Consider the following 17126-nt stretch of genomic DNA (forward strand, 5'->3'; position numbering starts at 1 on the left):
TCAGTCGAGGCTCGACAGGTCGACCAGCGCACCCACCTCGGTAACGCCGACGGTTTCGCTCTCTTCGTGCTCTGCGGCGATACCCTCCTGGATCAGCTCGGTCAGCGCGCCCGGGAAGTTTTGCATCAACGCTTCCGCGGTTGTCGCCGGGATTCGCCGGGTGTCGTACCACCAATCCAGGTGCAGCGAGCCGCCGGCGCGATACGCCCGAAGTTCGATGGCGTGGCCCAGCCCGGGGACCGTTTCACGCACCGGCGCGGTGATATCGGAGTCGAACTGCACCGGAGCGTCGACGGACGGTAGCTCGGGGAGCACGCCCGCATACCGGAAGTGGATGTCAGGAGTGCGTTGCGCACCCAGGACTCGGCCGGTAGCTGCGTAGATGTATCGCAGCAGCCCGTATCCAATTCCGTAGTGCGGTACGGATTTAAGGGTGTCGTGTACGGCATCCAGCTCCTGAAGCGCCGTTGCGCCCGTTCCCTTGGAGCACGCCAGCGGAACCGGATAGTACGTGGAGAACCAGCCAAGCGTTCTGCGCACGTCGACGTCAGGTCGCAGCACGGAACGCCCCTCACCCTCGAGGTCCACGGCGACCATGCCCTCACCGATCGTCTTTCCTATCGTTCGGCCCAGGGCGGCCAGCAGGATTTCCTGTACCGACCGCCGGAATCGGCGCCGTGCATCGTCGATCTCCGACGTTTGCTCGCCGCTCAGCGTGGACGACAACAGGGTCAGGTCGTCGGCGGCAGGCGGTGTGGCGTCGCCATTGGGGGCGGTGTTGGCCGGCCAAAGGGTTACCTTGTCGAAGTTTTCGAGCCAGAAGGAGCGACTGTCCAAGGCCGCCGGATGGGTGGCAAGCGCCGTGCAGCGCACTGACCATTCCCGCCATCCGGTGGTCACCGGTTCCAAGGTGATGTCCTGGTCCGCCAGCCGTTGCCCGAACGCGGTGAGCAGGTCGGTACCCAGGATTTGCCGAGATGCGTCATCACTGACCAGCTCCTGTAGCGCAAGACCCAGGTAGTGCGGGCTGCCGGGGGCCCCGGTGATATGCACGGCGGCCAGCGGTGCCGCTGGCACCTCTTGCTGGCTGACCAGTTCGGCCACGATGGTGGATACCGCTGTCCGCTCCTCGGGGCTTCCGGCCGGCACATCGGCTGGCAGCGTTCGGGTCGACAGCAGAGTGAACTCCCCGGGTGCTGCGATGTGCTGCTCCCATATCCCGGCGCGATCGACGAGGTGCAGGCGCAACGCGTCGTGGTGGTTGACCACCGCGGTCAGCACGGCCCGGATATCTGCTTCGCCCACCTTGGGGTCCAGCCGGAGGATCAGCGGAACCCGCCAACGACCGGCGTCGCGCAATCCTTGCTCGAGGAAGTACGCGATGTTCGGCAGGATCGCTGGATTCGCTTCGGGTTCGGGAGGTTTCGCCAACCCGCTGGCCGCAAACGAGGCATCGACCGCGCCGGTCAGTGCGGCCAACGTCGGGTATTCGTACATATCTTGGGGCGTGATGGTCAGACCCTCGTTGGCGGCGCTCATCGCGATGCTGATGGCCATCAGGGAATCGCCGCCCATGTCGAAGAAGTTGGCGTTTCGATCCACCGAGTTCACGCCCAAGCACTGTGACCAGATGCGCTGCAGGGTCGCTTCGGTCTGGGATTCCCCGCCGTCGGCCGCGTCACCCGCGGCAGCATCGGACCCAGCGCCCACGCCCGCGCTGATTGCTGAGCCGTTGGTCGCGGCGGGCACCTGGGCCCAGGCGTTGTGCTTGGGCTCGATCCAATGGCGTTGTCGGGCAAATGGATAACCAGGCAAAGAGACCAGGTGTGGTTGAGCCGCGCGCCGGGGCGTCCAGTCGACCTCGACGCCCGCCGACCAGAGTTCACCCAGGGCCCGCAGGAACGTATCGCGGTCATCGGCGTTTTGAATCGGGTGGCGCATGAGCCTTACCGAGCGGTGCCCGCCGGACCACTTGGGGTGCCGCATCGCCGAACCGGTCAGGCTCCCGCCAGGACCGACCTCGACCAATATTCGGCCCGGCTCGGAGAGCACCACGTCGAGTTCGTCGGCGAACCTGATCGCGGAGCTGATCTGCCGCGTCCAGCTGGCTGGATCGGTCACCTGCTGCTCGGACATCCAGGTCCCGGTCAGGTTGCTCAGCATCCGCGTACCCGGGGCACGTAGCTGCTGTCGGGACAGGAAGTCCTGGAACTCCGCCAGCATGGGATCCATTGAGCTGGTGTGAAATGCGTGGGTCGCACGCACTCGCCGAACCGGGATGCCGGCCTGGTCAAGGCGCTGGCTGAAGGCTCGAATGGCATCTTTTGGCCCGGCAACCACGCAGTTACCCGGATCGTTCACCGCGGACAGCTCAACGCCCGGAGCAAGGTACTGCTCGACATCATCGGGGCCGAGAGCCACCGCGACCATGGCGCCCGGCGGCGCCTCATGCATCAAACGGGCACGCAGCGACACCGTTTTGATCGCCGTCTCGAGATCGAACACCCCGGCCAGGGTGGCCGCAATGTATTCGCCGGTGCTGTAGCCGATGTACGCTCCGGCCCGCACCCCGTAGGTGTCGACCAATCGCGCCAGCGCGTATTCCACTGTGAACAGGGCGGGTTGCGAGCGATCGATGCGCTCGAGATCCGTTGTGCTCCCGCCGAACACCTCGGTGTGTAGATCAATGCCCATCTCGTCGCGAAATCCCGCGGCGCAGTTGTCGAAGTGCTCGGTGAACACGGGCTCGGTGTCGTAAAGCCCCTTTGCCATTCCGACGTGCTGGGCGCCTTGCCCGGGAAACAGGAACACGACCCGGTCTGTGACCGGTGTGCTGGTGTCACCACGCTCGCCATCGGCGGCGGATTCGCCAACGAACACATTGTCGTGCTCGGCCGCCTTCAAGACGCTGGCCGCGTGCTCACGGTCGTGAACGACGGCGGCCATCGTGATGTTGTGCTTGCGGCGCCGGGTCAGTGAATAGGCGACGTCGGAGAGGTCCGGACCGTCTGACTTCTCCAACGCGGTGGCCAACGCGGTTCGTGACTCCCCAAGCGCGGCAGCTGTTTTCGCTGATAAGAGCAGCACCTGTGGGCCGGCCGGATCGGTGTGCGCCGCAACGGCCGGTGGTTCTTCCACCACGACGTGTGCGTTGGTTCCACCCACCCCGAACGAGCTCACCCCGGCTCGAAGCACCCCGTCCCATTCCCATGGGCCGTACTTGTTCTGTACGACGAACGGACTCTGCTCGAGTCGCAGTTCCGGGTTCGGGCTGGTGTAGTGCAGGGTCGCGGGAATCGCCTTGTGCTTGAGGCACAGAATGGTTTTGACCAGACCCGCGATTCCGGCGGCGACTTCGAGGTGGCCGATGTTCGATTTGACCGACCCTATGACGCATGGGCCGGGTCGGGGGGTTTGGGACACCTCGAAAGCTGTTCGAAGTCCTTGGATTTCGATGGGGTCACCCAGCGGGGTGCCGGTTCCGTGGGTCTCGATATAGCTGACGGTCGACGAATCGATGCCGGACACCGCGTGCGCTTCGGCGATGACGTCGGCTTGGGCGGCCGGATTAGGCGCGGCGTAACCCATTTTCGCCGATCCGTCGTTGTTGATTGCCGATCCGCGGATGACCGCGTGGATGCGGTCCCCGGCGTCGATCGCGGCCTGCAGCGGGCGCAGGGCCACCATGGCGACACCGCTGCCGAAGACCGTGCCGTCGCCTCGCACGTCGAAGGGCCGGCAGTGGCCGACCGCCGACACCATCGAACCCGGCGAGTTCCAGTAGCCGACACGATGGGGGATGCACAGCGACGACCCACCGGCCAGCGCCAAATCGCACTCGCCGCTCAGCAGGCTCAGGCAGGCCAGATGAACCGCGACCAGCGACGACGAGCACGCCGTCTGGACGGCGATGCTGGGCCCGCGGAGGTTGAACGCGTGCGATATCCGGGTGGCCAGAAAGTCCTTGTCGTTCTGCAAGAACAGACTGAATTGGTCGAAGTTGAGCCCCTCGGCCAATACCGCGTTGGGGTCCCGATGCGACAGCAGGTTGTGCAGCAGATAACCGCTGGGGGAACTGGTGCCGTACACGCCGATCGAGCCGTCGAACTGCGCGGGATCACAACCGGCGTCCTCGAGCGCATGCCAGGCGCACTGCAGGAACAACCGGTGTTGCGGGTCTAGCACTTGCGCGGCCAGCGGCGGAAAACCGAAGAAATCGGCGTCGAACTCCTCGATCCCGTCGAGTAGCGGTGCGCGACGCACATACGCCGGATCGGCCAGTGTCTTCTCGCTGACGCCGGCATCGCGTAGCTCCTGCTCGGACAGCGTGACGATCGATTCCTTGCCACGCCGCAGGTTGCTCCAAAAAGCCGACACATCGTTGGCTCCCGGGAACTTGCCGGCCATGCCGACCACCGCAATTGCGTTGTCGGGGATGCTCACTGGTGTTGTCCTCCCTGCGTTCCAGGTTTGGGTCGGCGCCGCATCGCGGCTCCGTGTCGCGCCGCCGCGCGCTGCTGCGCCCGGTCGCGAACAGTGTCGGTATTTTCCAGCGCCTGTTCTGAGCCCGAAAGCCCGAGTTGGCGCATGAGGTCGGCCGTCAAGTCCTGTAGCGACGCGCCCTGCAGAATCAGGGTCACCGGTGGCTCGACGCCGAAGTCGGCTCGCGCACCGTTGCGGATTCGCACCGCCATCAAGGAATCCAGCCCCAGCTCGGTCAGCGGTGTGCTGGCGTCGACGGTCGATCGGTCAGCGTAGCCCATCACCGCGGCGATGCGCGCACACATCCGTTCGGTCACCAGGCGGTGAGCCTCGGCGGGGTCAAGATCGGCAAGCGCCTCGGGTCCGCCCCAGTCGCCAAGGTCGCCCGCCGTGTCCAGCTCCTCGACCACTCGGGTGAAATAGCCGATGCCGCGGATCTCTGGGAATGCGACCAGCGCCCGGTCGGTGCGCAACCGGGCAACACCGGTCAGGGCCCGGCCGTCGGCCAGCAGGGCGTCGAGAGCCTCGATGCCTTCCGCCGGCGTGATGGTGTCAAGAACGCTGCCCACCAGGGCCTGGGCGACGCCCACCTCCGACCAGGGGCCCCAGTTGATCGCCGCCGCGGGCAGGCCGGCCGCCCTGCGCCAGGCGACCAGTGCATCGAGCCATGCGCTGGCGCATGCGTAGGCCCCCTGCCCGGGGGAGCCCAACAGGGAAGCAACGGAAGAAAATCCAAGCCACCAGTCGAGATCGCAGTCGGCGCTGGCGTGGTGCATCCGCAGCGCGCCAGCGGCCTTGGGGGCCCACACCCGATTCAGGTTTTCCTTGGTCATCGAAAACACCAGGCTGTCTTCGATGACCGCCGCGCCGTGCACGATCCCGCGCAGGTCGCGCCCGTCCTGTGCGGCCGCCTCGATCAGGCCTTCTGCCACGCCTGGGGCCGCCACATCGCCTCGGACAACCACGATCTCGGCGCGGGCCTCCAACTCGGTCAGCACCTGGCGCTGTTCGTCGTTGGGCTCGCTACGGCCGTTGAGGACCACTCGGCCGGCGCCACGGTCCACCAGCCATCGGGCCACGACCAGGCCGAGACCGCCGAGACCGCCCGTGACGACATACGATGCTCCCCGGCGCACCACCGGGTTGTGCTTGCTCGCATCGAGATGGGCGCGGGACAGTCGCTCGACGAACCGGCGCTCGCCGCGCCGTGCGATCACGTCATCGCCACCGGTGCCGGGCAATTCCGCCGTCAGCGCGGCCAGCGCATCCTGGCTGACATCCAGATCGAGCAGGGTGGTACGCAGGTCCGGATGCTCGAAGGCGAGAACCCGCACCAGGCCTTTCAGGGCGGCCGTCGCCGGGGTCACGGGCTCGTCATCGTGCACAGAAAGCCCGCCCCGGGTCACCAACCACAGCCGAGGCGATCGGCCGTGCCAGGTGCCGACGACCGCGCGGACCACGGTCGTGATCGACCACACCGCATCGCGCGCCGCGGCCAGCCCGTCGTCCAGGCCGGTCGATTCACCGCCGACGAAGACGACCAGCCCGGCGGGCGGATGGTCCGGATCGCCCGCTGTTTCCGCGAACGCGGCGAGCATCGCCGGTTCGTCGTCGAGCGTGGCGGTATGCACCCGACGCTGCGGCGAGCGCCACCGCTCGATGAACTCGTCCGTCAGGGATTGGGCCGCGGCATCCAGCGTGGAATCGGAGAGCACCAGCCAGCTTCCGCCTGCCGTGGTAGCCGTCTCCGGCGCGCCCTGGGGCACCATCGGGCTTTCGATCCATTCGGTATCGAAGATCTTCTGTTGCAGCGGCAACGGCACCGCGCGGCGTTCCACTCGGCGCAGATAGATGCCATCAACTTCGGCCGACACCGAGCCGGAATCGTCGATCAGGACAATCCTGCCCAGCTTACCGGCGCCGCCGTCGAGATTGGTCAGGTGCGCGCGGCACCGCACCTGGCGCGGAATGGCGCCGTACACCCGGATCGTCTCGAACGACACCGGCAGGTAGCTGGCTTCGGCCGATCCCGCGACCTCGCCGTCGGGTATCGCGGCACCCACGCTCTGCAATGCGGCATCCAACACGACGGGGTGAAACCGATACCCGGGATGCCGGGGAGCCTCGTCGGGAACGCTGATCTCGGTTTCCGCGGAGCCGTCGGATAGCCGAGCTATCTGGGTCAATCCGGCGAAGGCCGGCCCGTGGTGTTGACCGGTCTGGCGCAACAGGGCATAGAAATCGGCTGGTGACACCCTCGTCCCGCCCGAGGAACCGTGCGGTTCGTGGTAACGGCGCGCAGCGGCACACGGTACTTGGTCAATTCGGGCGGTGGCGTGCCTGGTGAACTCGCCACTGGTCGAGCGGGAATGGATCTCCACCCGAAACGAATTGTCCCCGTTTCGAATCAACTGTGTCGTTAGCTGGGTGTGACCGTCGAGGGGGAGCATCTGTTCCACCTCGAACTGCTTGACCAGCACCGCGTCGACGGCTACGCCGAGTGCCTCGCTAGCCGCCGCAAGCGCGATCTCGGCAAATCCCGCGGCCGGCATGATGGGTTGACCGAACACCTTGTGGTCGGCCAGCCATGGGCATACGTCGGTGCCCACATCGGCCCGCCAGACGTGGTTGCCGTTGCCGGGCATTTCGATATGCGCGCCCAGCAGTGGATGACTGACGGCCAGCTCCGACATCGCCGACCGGTCGGTGACCCAAAACCTGCTGTGCTGCCAAGGAGTGGGTGGCAGGTCCACAAAATGACCGGTGGTGCGTTCCGATGCGGTCCCGCCGACCGCCGCCAGTTGGGTGTGAAAGAACAGGGTCTGGTCGAGGTCGCGGTTCATGGTGCAGGTGACGAAGTGGTTGTCGGCACCGTCGAGGGTGTCGGTGATGGCGTGCGTGAGCAACGGGTGCGGGCTGACCTCGACAAAGGTGTGATTGCACCCGCCGGCATCGCTCATCGCATGTGCGACCGCCTGGTGGAATCGCACCGGGTTGCGGAGGTTGTCTGACCAGTAGTCGGCGTCCAGCACCGGCCGCGAGTTTTCGTAGGTGGTGCTAACGATCGGGATGCTCGGCGGCTGCGGAGCCAAATCCGCCAGTGCGCTTCGCAACTCCGGCAGGATCGGATCGATGATCGGGTGATGGGAGGCCACGTCGACTTCGACGCGCCGCGCCAACCTGTTCTGCGCCGCCACCGCCGAGATCACCGAGTCCACCTGCTCGGGTGGCCCGGCGATCACCGTCTGGCGCGGCGACGCATGCACCGCCAGCGTCACCTGCGGATAGTCGGCAATCAGCGCCTCGGCGGCCTCGGCGTCCAGTTCAAGCAACGCCATCGCCCCCTGCCCCGACAGTCGCGCCATTAGCCGCGAGCGGGTGGCGATGACCCGCAGGCCCTGCTCGGGTGTCAGCGCGCCGGCCACCACCGCCGCGGCCACCTCTCCCATCGAATGCCCGATCACCGCATCCGGTATCACGCCGTAGGACTTCCACAACTCGGTCAGCGCCAGCTGCACGCCCACCAGGACCGGCTGGATGCGGTCGATGCCCACCACCTCACCGCCGTCGACAAGCGTCTGCTGCAGCGAAAAACCAGTCTGGGCAACAAATATCGGCTCCAGCTCGGCCACCGCCTTGGCGAACGCCGGCTCGTCGGCCAGCAGCTGCCGGCCCATCCCAGCCCACTGTGACCCCTGACCCGAATACACAAATACCCGGCCCGGCCCTTCGACGTGTTGGTGGCAATCCACCACCCCCACGCGTGGCTGGCCCGCCGCTAGCGCCTGTAACCCGGCAACGGCCTCCGCGTGGTCACGCGCCAGCACCGCCGCGAATTTCGGGTGGCGGGTGCGATGTTGGTCCAGCGTGTGTGCCACGTCGGCCAGCGGTACGCCCGCGCCCGGTCCCGACATCCAGTCGGCTAGCACCGCCGCCATGGAGTTCACCCGCGCGGGCGTCTTGCCCGACAACACCAAAGCCGAAACATGCGGCTTCCCAGGCGCTACGGGCATGATTGTGTCCGGTGCCTGCTCGATCACCACATGCGCGTTGGTCCCGCTGAGGCCGAACGACGACACCGCTGCTCGGCGCGGGCCCGGAGCCGCCGGCCACGGTGCGCTCTCGGTGGGTACGAACAGCCGAGTGGTCGACGCATCGATGGCCGGGTTCCACCGGGTGAAGTGCAGATTGCGCGGAACGAATCCGCGCTCCACCGCCAGCACCGCTTTGATGAACCCGGCCACACCTGCGGCGGCCTCCAGGTGGCCGATGTTGGTCTTGACCGATCCCAAAGCGCACGAGCCGTCACCACGACCGTAGGTGGCCGCCAGCGACTCGAATTCGATTGGGTCTCCCAATACTGTTCCAGTGCCGTGCGTTTCGATGTAGTTCACACTCTCGGGCGCGACATCCGCGAGCCGCAAGGCGGAGGTGATCACGTCGCGCTGGGCCAGCGCGTTCGGAGCGGTCATGCCGTTGGACCGACCGTCCTGGTTGGTGGCCGAGCCACGGATAACCGCCAGCACACGATCCTGGTCGCGAAGTGCGTCGGCCAACCGCTTGAGCACCACCACACCACAGCCTTCGCCACGTACGAACCCGTCGGCGTTGGCGTCGAAGCTATTGCAGCGTCCGGTCGGAGACAGCGCCGACCATTTGGACAACGCGATGGCGGTGAACGGCGACAAGGTGAGCTGCACACCGCCGGCCAAAGCCACGTCGGTCTCGCGCAGGCGAAGGCTTTGACACGCCAAGTGAATTGCCACCAACGACGACGAACACGCGGTATCCACCGCGACGGCCGGACCGCGCAAACCCAACAGATAGGAAATCCGCCCCACCGCCGCACAGTGCGGGGTCCCGGTGCTCAGGTATGCGTCGATATCGGCTCTGCGCTCGATGTTGACGATCGTGTAGTCCCACGACGACAGGCCCATCATCACGCCGGTTCGGCTGCCACTGAGGGAATCCGGTGGAACGCCGGCGTGTTCGAGCGCTTCCCAGGCGACCTCGAGCAGCATCCGATGCTGCGGATCCATCGCCACGGCCTCGCGGGGCGTGATTCCGAAGAAGTCGGCGTCGAATTCGTCAACGTCGGGAACGAAACCGCCCCACTTCGTGGTCATCCGGCCCGACGCCGACGGATCGGGGTCGTAGAACGCGTCCGCATCCCACCGGTCCCGCGGAACCTCGCTGATGGTGTCCACACCGTCGACCAGCAGCTGCCAAAAGCTGTCCGGCCCAGTCACGTTCCCCGGGAATCGGCACCCGATGCCCACCACCGCCACCGGCTCGCAGATGTCGGTCGGGAACGCCGTTCCGGCGCGCACCAGTTCGCGCGCCAAGGCCGCTCGCGCGTTCGGCGACAGTTGCGCCGCGCGCTCAGCCAGACTCGTCATGACTCGCCCCGCGCTGCGGCTTCCAGCTCGCTGGCGTCGACCAGATCGGAGAGCAGGTCCATTTCCTCGTCGGACAATTCGGGTTCCTCATCGGAAGATTCCTGTGCGGTGGCCGGTGTCGCGTAGTCCATTCGTTCGCACAGGGCGGTCGCAAGATCGCTGATCGTCGGATACGCCCACACCAACGCGACCGGCAACGTGATGTCCAGGCTCGCTTCCAGTCGGTTGCGTAATTCGAGGCCCATCAGCGAGTCGAGTCCAAGCGTTTCCAGCGGTCGGTTGTGGTCAATGGGATCGCTCGAGCGCAGTACACCCCGGATCTCCTCGGCGATGGCGGAGGCGAGGTGTGCCGGGCGCTCGGTCGCATCGAGGGCGTCCAGCTGGGCCCGGATCTTACCGCCGCCCCGCCGCTCTCCCTTCAGGGTCGCCGAGTCCTGCAACTTGGCGAACAGCGACGACCCGGCCACCGCAGGGAATGACTGGAACCACTGTCGCGCGTCCAGGCTGAACACACCGGTGCGCCCGCGATCGGCGGCGAGCACCGTTTGCATCGCGGCCAGGCCCTGCTCGGCGGTGATCATCGCGACGCCGAGATCTTTGAAGAATTGTGCACGTCCGACCTCGGCCCAGGGGCCCCAGTTGATCCCGACGGCGGGAAGTCCGGCCGAGCGCCGATAGCCGACCAGGCCGTCGACCCACGAGTTGGCGGCGGCGTAGGCACCCTGCCCGGGCGTGCCGAGCAGCGCGGCGGCCGAGGAGAACGTCAGCCACCAGTCGACATCTCGCGTCGCGGTGGCCTCATGCAGCCGCCAGCTGCCGGTGACCTTGGGCGCGAACACCCGCCGGGCGGCGGAATCGGTCATGTTCAGCACGATTTCGTCGGCCAGCACCATGGCGCTGTGCAGGACTCCGGCCAGGCGGAAGCCCGCGTCTTCGATTGTTTGCACCAGCGTCTCGGCCGTGCCGGGCTCGGCGATATCACCGGTAACCACCTCGATCCGGTGACCCGTTGCGTTGAGGTCGTCGATGGCCGCCCGTACCTCGTCGCTAGGAGCCGAGCGTCCGTTGAGGACGATCAACCCCGCGCCTTGCTCGGCCAACCACCGCGCCACCACAAAACCGAGACCGCCCATGCCGCCGACAATGAGGTAGCCGCCGTCTGGGCTGACCAAGGGTTGCGGCGGCGGGGATGCGACCGCCGCGATGTTGCCGCTGTTGGGTATCGAGATCACGATCTTGCCGGTGTGCCTACCGGAGGCCATGAGCCGAAATGCGTCGGCCGCCTGGTGCAGGCTGAACTCGGTGACCGGTAGCACCTCCAATGAGCCGTCGGCCACATGCCCGAGGATGTGTTGCAGAAGTTGGCGGTACTTCGCCGGCTGTAACTTCAGATTCAGGTCGAGGTCGACCACGGAGAACGACGCGCTCTTCGCTAGCTTTGCCAAACCCAGGCTGGCGTCGGCGTAGACGTCTTTTTTACCCAGTTCGATGAACCTGCCGCCGGCAGCAAGTATCTGAACACCGCGCTGAATGGCCTCGCCCGCCAGCGAATTGAGAATGACGTCGACGCCGTAGCCATCGGTGAGCTCGAGTATTTCGTCGGCGAATTCCGTGCTCCTGGAGTCGCCGACGTACTCGACGCCGAGCCCGGACAGCATCTCGCGTTTGGCATCCGAACCGGCCGTCGTATAGATGCGGGCGCCGATCATCTTCGCGATCGAAACCGCCGCCATGCCGACACCGCCCGTGGCGGAATGGATAAGTACGCGTTCGCCGGGGGAGAGTCGGCCGACCTCGCACAGTGAGTGCCAAGCGGTCAGATACGCAACGCCGAATGTAGCCGCCTCGTTGTCGGGCAGCGCGTCGGGGATGGGGACGACGAGATCGGCGATGGTCCCCAGGTGCGTTCCGAAGGTGCCGGGGCCGAAGGCGATGACGCGCTGGCCGATCTCGACGGAGTCGACTTGCTCGCCGATGGCCGTCACGTAGCCGACGCACTCGCCACCGATCACCGGAGCGGCACCGTCGAGTCCCGGATACACACCCATCGCCTTGAGCACGTCGCTGAAGTTGAGTCCGGCGGCGACCACCCGAACCTCGACCTGATCGCCCTGTGGCCGGGGCCGCTTGACCTGGTGGACGGTCAGCGCGTCCAGCCGCCCGGGCTGATCGATCTCAAGCCGCACAGCGGGGCCGCCCGGAAGGACTGCGTCGTCCAGGTTGACGACCGTGTGCCGGGGTTCGGCGGCGAGTTTACCGCTGGGTGTGGTGGGCGCAGGCACCAGCCGGTTGACGTAGCGCTCTCCGGCGCGGTAAAGGACCTCGTCCTGGTCCGAACCGGCGAGCAATTCGGCGGTCAAGTCCGCCAGCGAGCCGGTGCCGTCCGGTTCGATGTCCACCAGCGTGGCCTTCAGCTCGGAATGCTCGAATGTCAGTACCCGTGCGAGACCTCGAAGTTCGGTCTGCGCCAGCGTGACCGACTCGCTGGGATCGAGCTGAGCGGCGCCGCGGGTGACGATCCACAGCCGCGGGCTCTTGCGGGTACCCATCCGCGTCAGCGTCTCGACCACTTTGGCGACTCGCAGCGTGCGCGTCCGCGCCAACTCCAGTTGCGCGTCGTGCGCCAGGGACTCGTCGCTGGCCCGAGGCGGGTAGATGAGGACGAGACCGTCCCAGCCGACGTCGGTCCGGGTGATCGCCGCGCGCAGCTTTGCATCGTCGGCCGCGCCGACCAGCTCGACGCTGGGCGAGTGGCTGCGCAGGGACGACTGCAGCACGATCGGCAACGGGTCATCGGTGGCGAGGTCCGCGATCAGCAGCAGCCCGCCGGGAGCGTCGGCCGCTTCCTGTAGCGGTGCGGACTCCCACTCCGCCGTGAACAGGCGATCGGTGAGTTCCGTTGCGCCGCTACCGGACCCAAGTACGGCCATCTCGACTTCATCGATCACCAGCAAGGGTAGGCCCTCGGGATCGGTCAGAACTACTTCGCCGCTGAGGCGATCGCCGGTCGCGGCCAGTGAGCCGACCGCACGGACACCGCGAGTGATGTCGCCGTAGACGTGTACGCCGGCGTACCGCACCGGCACCACGATGCTTTTTCGGGCGCCATTTTGCTGGTCGGCCTGACCGCCGGACAGGTCGGTCGCCATCCGGGTGGCGCCGAGCGTCTGCAACGCGATATCCATCATCACCGGGTGCAGCAAGAAGTCGCGGGAGCCCTTTCTGGCCGATGAGGGCAGGCGCACCTGGGCGCTGGCCGCGCCGGACGGTGCGATGCCGAGACCCACGATGCCCTGAAAGGCCGGTCCGTGCTGTTGGCCGGCGCCGCGCAGCCGTTGATACAGGTCCTCGGGGTCGAGCTCGTCCACCAGATCAACCGGTGCCACCGCGGTTTGGGTGGCCTGTTGATCCGACGAGATTGCGCGGGCAATGGTGGCGGTGGCGTGGGTGGTCCATCCCGAAGAGGTGCTGCGAGTGCGTATTTCGACCCGGCACCGCTGCTCGTCACCGGTGAGCGTGGTGACCAAAACGGTGCCCTCGGTGACGTGCAGCAGCTGATGAAGGTCGAGCTCGCAGATCGTCCAGGACTGATCTTGTTCGGTCGGGAAGGTGTCGAAGGTATCCGCCGCGGCGGCCAACGCGATCTCGGCGTAGGCCGCGCCCGGCAGCACGACGAGATCGTCGATGACGTGGTCGGACAGCCACAACAGATCCGGGTCGAGGTGGCTTTCCCAGACCCGAGTGCCGTTGGTTGGGTCGGTGACCCCGATGCCGAGCAGCGGGTGGGTGTCCGCCATGTGGAACGCGGCCCCCGAAACCGATGTGGCGCTGATCCAGTGACTTCCGTGCTGCCACGGCGTGGTCGGCAGCGCGGGGTGCGGTTCGGGCGGGTGGGGGGTTTGGGGCGGATGGCTGGTGTGGGCCGCGTTGAGGTTGGTGTGGAACTGCAGAGTGTCGTGGGTGTCACGTTGCAGGGTGCCGATGCTGAGGTAACCGGGCTGAGAACCGGCCTCGTCACCGGCGGTGCCGTGGGTGCCGTTGAGGGTGTCGGTGATCGAGTGAGTGAGCAGCGGATGCCCGCTGATCTCGATGAAGATGTGGTGTCCACCGCCGGTGTCACTCGCGGCATGTGCGATCGCTTGCTGGAAGCGCACCGGGTTGCGCATGTTGGTCGCCCAGTGATCGGCGTCGAACGTTGGAACCGAAGCCACGTTCGCGTAGGTGGTGGAAATGATCGGAATGGTCGGGGTCCGTGGCGTGAGATCGGCCAACTCCGACCGCATCTGTGGCTGTAGCGCGTCCATGGCCGGGTTGTGTGGGGCCACTTCGATGCTGACCCGGCTGGCGAACCCACCCTGTTCGCGCACCGTGCCGATCAGCTCGTCGATCATTGCGGTCGGCCCGGAAATCACCGTCTGGCGCGGGGAGGCATAGATGCCCAACGTCACCTGCGGGTAGTCGGCGATCAATGCCTCGGTGGCCTCGGCGTCGAGCTCCAGCAACGCCATCGTGCCCTGCCCCGACAACGGCGCCATCAGCCGCGACCGGGTGGCGGTCACTCGCAACCCCTCGGCCGGAGTCAGCGCCCCGGCCACCACCGCGGCGGCGACTTCACCCATCGAGTGACCGATCACCGCATCGGGTGTCACCCCGTAGGAGCGCCACAATGCGGTCAGCGCCAGCTGCATCCCGATCAGGCCCAGTTGAATCTGCTCAATGCCGACCAGCTCGTGGCCGCTGGCGAGCACGTCCTGCAGCGAAAACCCGGCCTGCGCGACGAAATCCGGTTCCAGCTCGGCGACGGCGGCAGCGAATGCCGGCTCGTCGGCCAATAGTTGGCGGCCCATGCCGGCCCACTGCGATCCTCGTCCGGAGTAGACGAACACCGTGCCCGGTCCGATGGTGCCCTCGCAGGGGGGTATCGCTCCGGGACCCGGTTGACCGGCGGCCAGCGCGCGCAGCCCTGCCACCGCCTGGTCCCGATCAACTGCGGCCACCGTGCCGAACTTGGTCTGCCGGGGGCGGTGATGGTTGAGGGTGTGTGCGACATCGGCCAGCGGCACTTGTGCGCCGGGGCCTTCCATCCAATCGGCTAGTACCGACGCCGTCGCCGCCACCCGCTGTGTGGTTTTGCCCGATACGACCAGCGTGGTCACCGCGGGCTCGGGAGCCGGTTCCGGCGCCGGTCCGGGTGCGGCGACCGGTTCGGGCGCCTGTTCGAGCACCACGTGTGCGTTGGTTCCGCTGACTCCGAACGAGGACACCCCCGCGCGTCGCGGCCGACCTGTGGTCGGCCATGCCATGCCTTCCGAGCCCTGCGCGGCGATGGTAAGCCGTGATGCGGCCTCGCTGGCGTGCGGGGTCAACTGGTGGAAGTTGAGGTGACGGGGAATGTAGCCGTTGCGGATGGCCAGCACGGCCTTCATCAGCCCGGCGACCCCCGCCGCCGCTTCCAGGTGACCCACGTTGGTCTTCACCGAACCGATCACCAACGGATCCCGGCTCTCTCGCTCGCTGAAAACCTTGCTCAGCGAATCGAGTTCGATGGGGTCACCCAGGGGAGTGCCGGTGCCATGGGCCTCGATGTAATCGATGTCGGCCGGCTTCAACTTCGACGACGCCAAAGCCTGGTGCAGCAGCGCCTGTTGCGCGGGCCCGTTGGGCACGGTCACCCCGCTGCTGGCACCGTCCTGGTTGACCGCGGTACCGCGCACCACGGCAAGGATGCGGTTGCCGTCGCGCACCGCGTCGTCCAACCGCTTGAGTACCACGACCCCGGCGCCCTCGCCACGCACATAACCATCGGCGGACACGTCGAAGGTCTTGCATTGCCCCTCCGGGGACAGCATTCCCCAGCGTGAGCACGCGATGCTGGGCCCCGGGCTCAGCAGCAGGTTGGTTCCACCGACCAGGGCGGCGTCGCTTTCCCGGCAGCGCAAGCTCTGGCAGGCCAGGTGGATCGCGACCAGCGACGATGAGCAGGCGGTGTCGACGACCACTGCGGGGCCCCGCGCGCCGAGGATGTAGGCCAGCCGCCCGGCGGCGAAGTTCGCCGAGTTTCCGGTGGGGATGTAGGCGTCCAGGTCTTCGGGCCGCAACCGGCCCGCCAGCGTGAGCATGTAGTCGTAGGCGGTGACGCCAACGTATACCGCGGTTTGTGTGCCGCGGATGGTGTGTGGCGGGACACCCGCATCCTCGAGCGCTTCCCAGGCGACCTCGATCAACAGCCGCTGCTGGGGGTCCATCGCCGCGGCTTCGCGTGGGGAGATCGAGAAGAATTCGGCATCGAACTCGTCGGGTTGCCAGTTGGTGAGAAAGCCGCCGTCGCGGCTGCATATCGTGCCGGGCACGGTGTGATCGTCGGTGTAGTAGGCGTCGGCGTCCCACCGTTGGTCGGGAACCCGGACGATGCCGTTTCGGCCGTCGCGCAACAGGTCCCAGAACTGTTCGGGGTTACCCACCCCGCCCGGGAATCGGCACCCCATCCCGATCACCGCGATGGGTTCGGTGCTGGACTTTTCGGCGATCTCCAGGCGCGCCGTGAGGTCATCGATCTTGTGTAGCGCCTCGGTGATGATCGCCCGGCGGTCCGGTGTCGCGGCGGTCATTGCGTTCCTCTTAGTCGTTCCGAAAGCTGTTCCAACAACTCGGCTTCGGTGAATTCGTCGTAGGCATCGGCGGGTGGCTGGTCATCGATGTCCAGCAGCTCCGGCAGAGTCGTGGCCAAGTAGTCGGTAAGACTGTAGACCGTCGGGTAGTCGAAGACGACAGACGCCGGTAGATGTTCGCCGAGGCTTTCTGATAGCGCACGCTGAAGCGTCACGCTCATCAGCGAGTCCATGCCGAGTTGGAAGAAGCCGGCCGACGGATCGAGCGATTCGGTGGCAGCCATGCCCATCACCTTGGCGGCCAGGGCACCGACGTGGTCGAACAACATGTCGTGGCGGCGCTCGGCTTGGCACTCTCGCAGGGCCTTGCGGAACGCACTTTCCGGCAACGCCGCCTGGCCCGCCTCGGGCAGCAAGTCGTCGACGATCCGTAGCGTTCCACGGGTCCGGTAGGCGGCCGCCAACAGCGGCCAATCCGCGGCCACCACAACCGAATGCACTCCGGCGTCCGGGCTCATCGCCAGCGGTAACGCCCCGATGGCGACGTCGTCCGCCATGGGCTGCAGGCCGGATTCGGCGCTGACCTGGCTGGCTTCTTGCTGCGCTTGGGCGAGCGACTTCCACAGGCCCCAGGCCA

General features: G+C 66.7%; 4 protein-coding genes (1 of these 4 running past the window's edge). All 4 read right to left on the minus strand.

Features of this window, described 5'->3' with window-relative positions:
• Tightly spaced (each overlapping or abutting the next), the 4 genes in view from MB901379_RS07650 to MB901379_RS07665 form a layout consistent with a single transcriptional unit that may run on beyond the window.
• Complete coding sequence (locus MB901379_RS07650; protein WP_158016064.1) at positions 1–4443, minus strand: type I polyketide synthase; 4443 nt, start codon at positions 4441–4443, stop codon at positions 1–3.
• Positions 4440–9881: a type I polyketide synthase gene (locus MB901379_RS07655; protein WP_158016065.1), complete on the minus strand. Its 5442-nt coding sequence runs from the start codon at positions 9879–9881 to the stop codon at positions 4440–4442. Before MB901379_RS07655 ends, MB901379_RS07650 begins: the two co-directional genes overlap by 4 nt.
• Positions 9878–16489: a type I polyketide synthase gene (locus tag MB901379_RS07660; RefSeq protein ID WP_158016066.1), complete on the minus strand. Its 6612-nt coding sequence runs from the start codon at positions 16487–16489 to the stop codon at positions 9878–9880. Before MB901379_RS07660 ends, MB901379_RS07655 begins: the two co-directional genes overlap by 4 nt.
• Positions 16486–17126: the end of a type I polyketide synthase gene (locus MB901379_RS07665; RefSeq protein ID WP_158016067.1), read on the minus strand. It continues 4012 nt past the right edge of the window; only the last 641 of its 4653 coding nucleotides appear in the window; its start codon lies off the right edge, out of view; its stop codon occupies positions 16486–16488. Before MB901379_RS07665 ends, MB901379_RS07660 begins: the two co-directional genes overlap by 4 nt.

Source organism: Mycobacterium basiliense, assembly GCF_900292015.1.
Taxonomy (GTDB): domain Bacteria; phylum Actinomycetota; class Actinomycetes; order Mycobacteriales; family Mycobacteriaceae; genus Mycobacterium; species Mycobacterium basiliense.

Coding starts and splice junctions, on each gene's coding strand:
- MB901379_RS07655 (WP_158016065.1), bottom strand. CDS start 9,881: ATGACGAGTCTGGCTGAGCGCGCGGCGCAACTGTCGCCGAACGCGCGA.
- MB901379_RS07660 (WP_158016066.1), bottom strand. CDS start 16,489: ATGACCGCCGCGACACCGGACCGCCGGGCGATCATCACCGAGGCGCTA.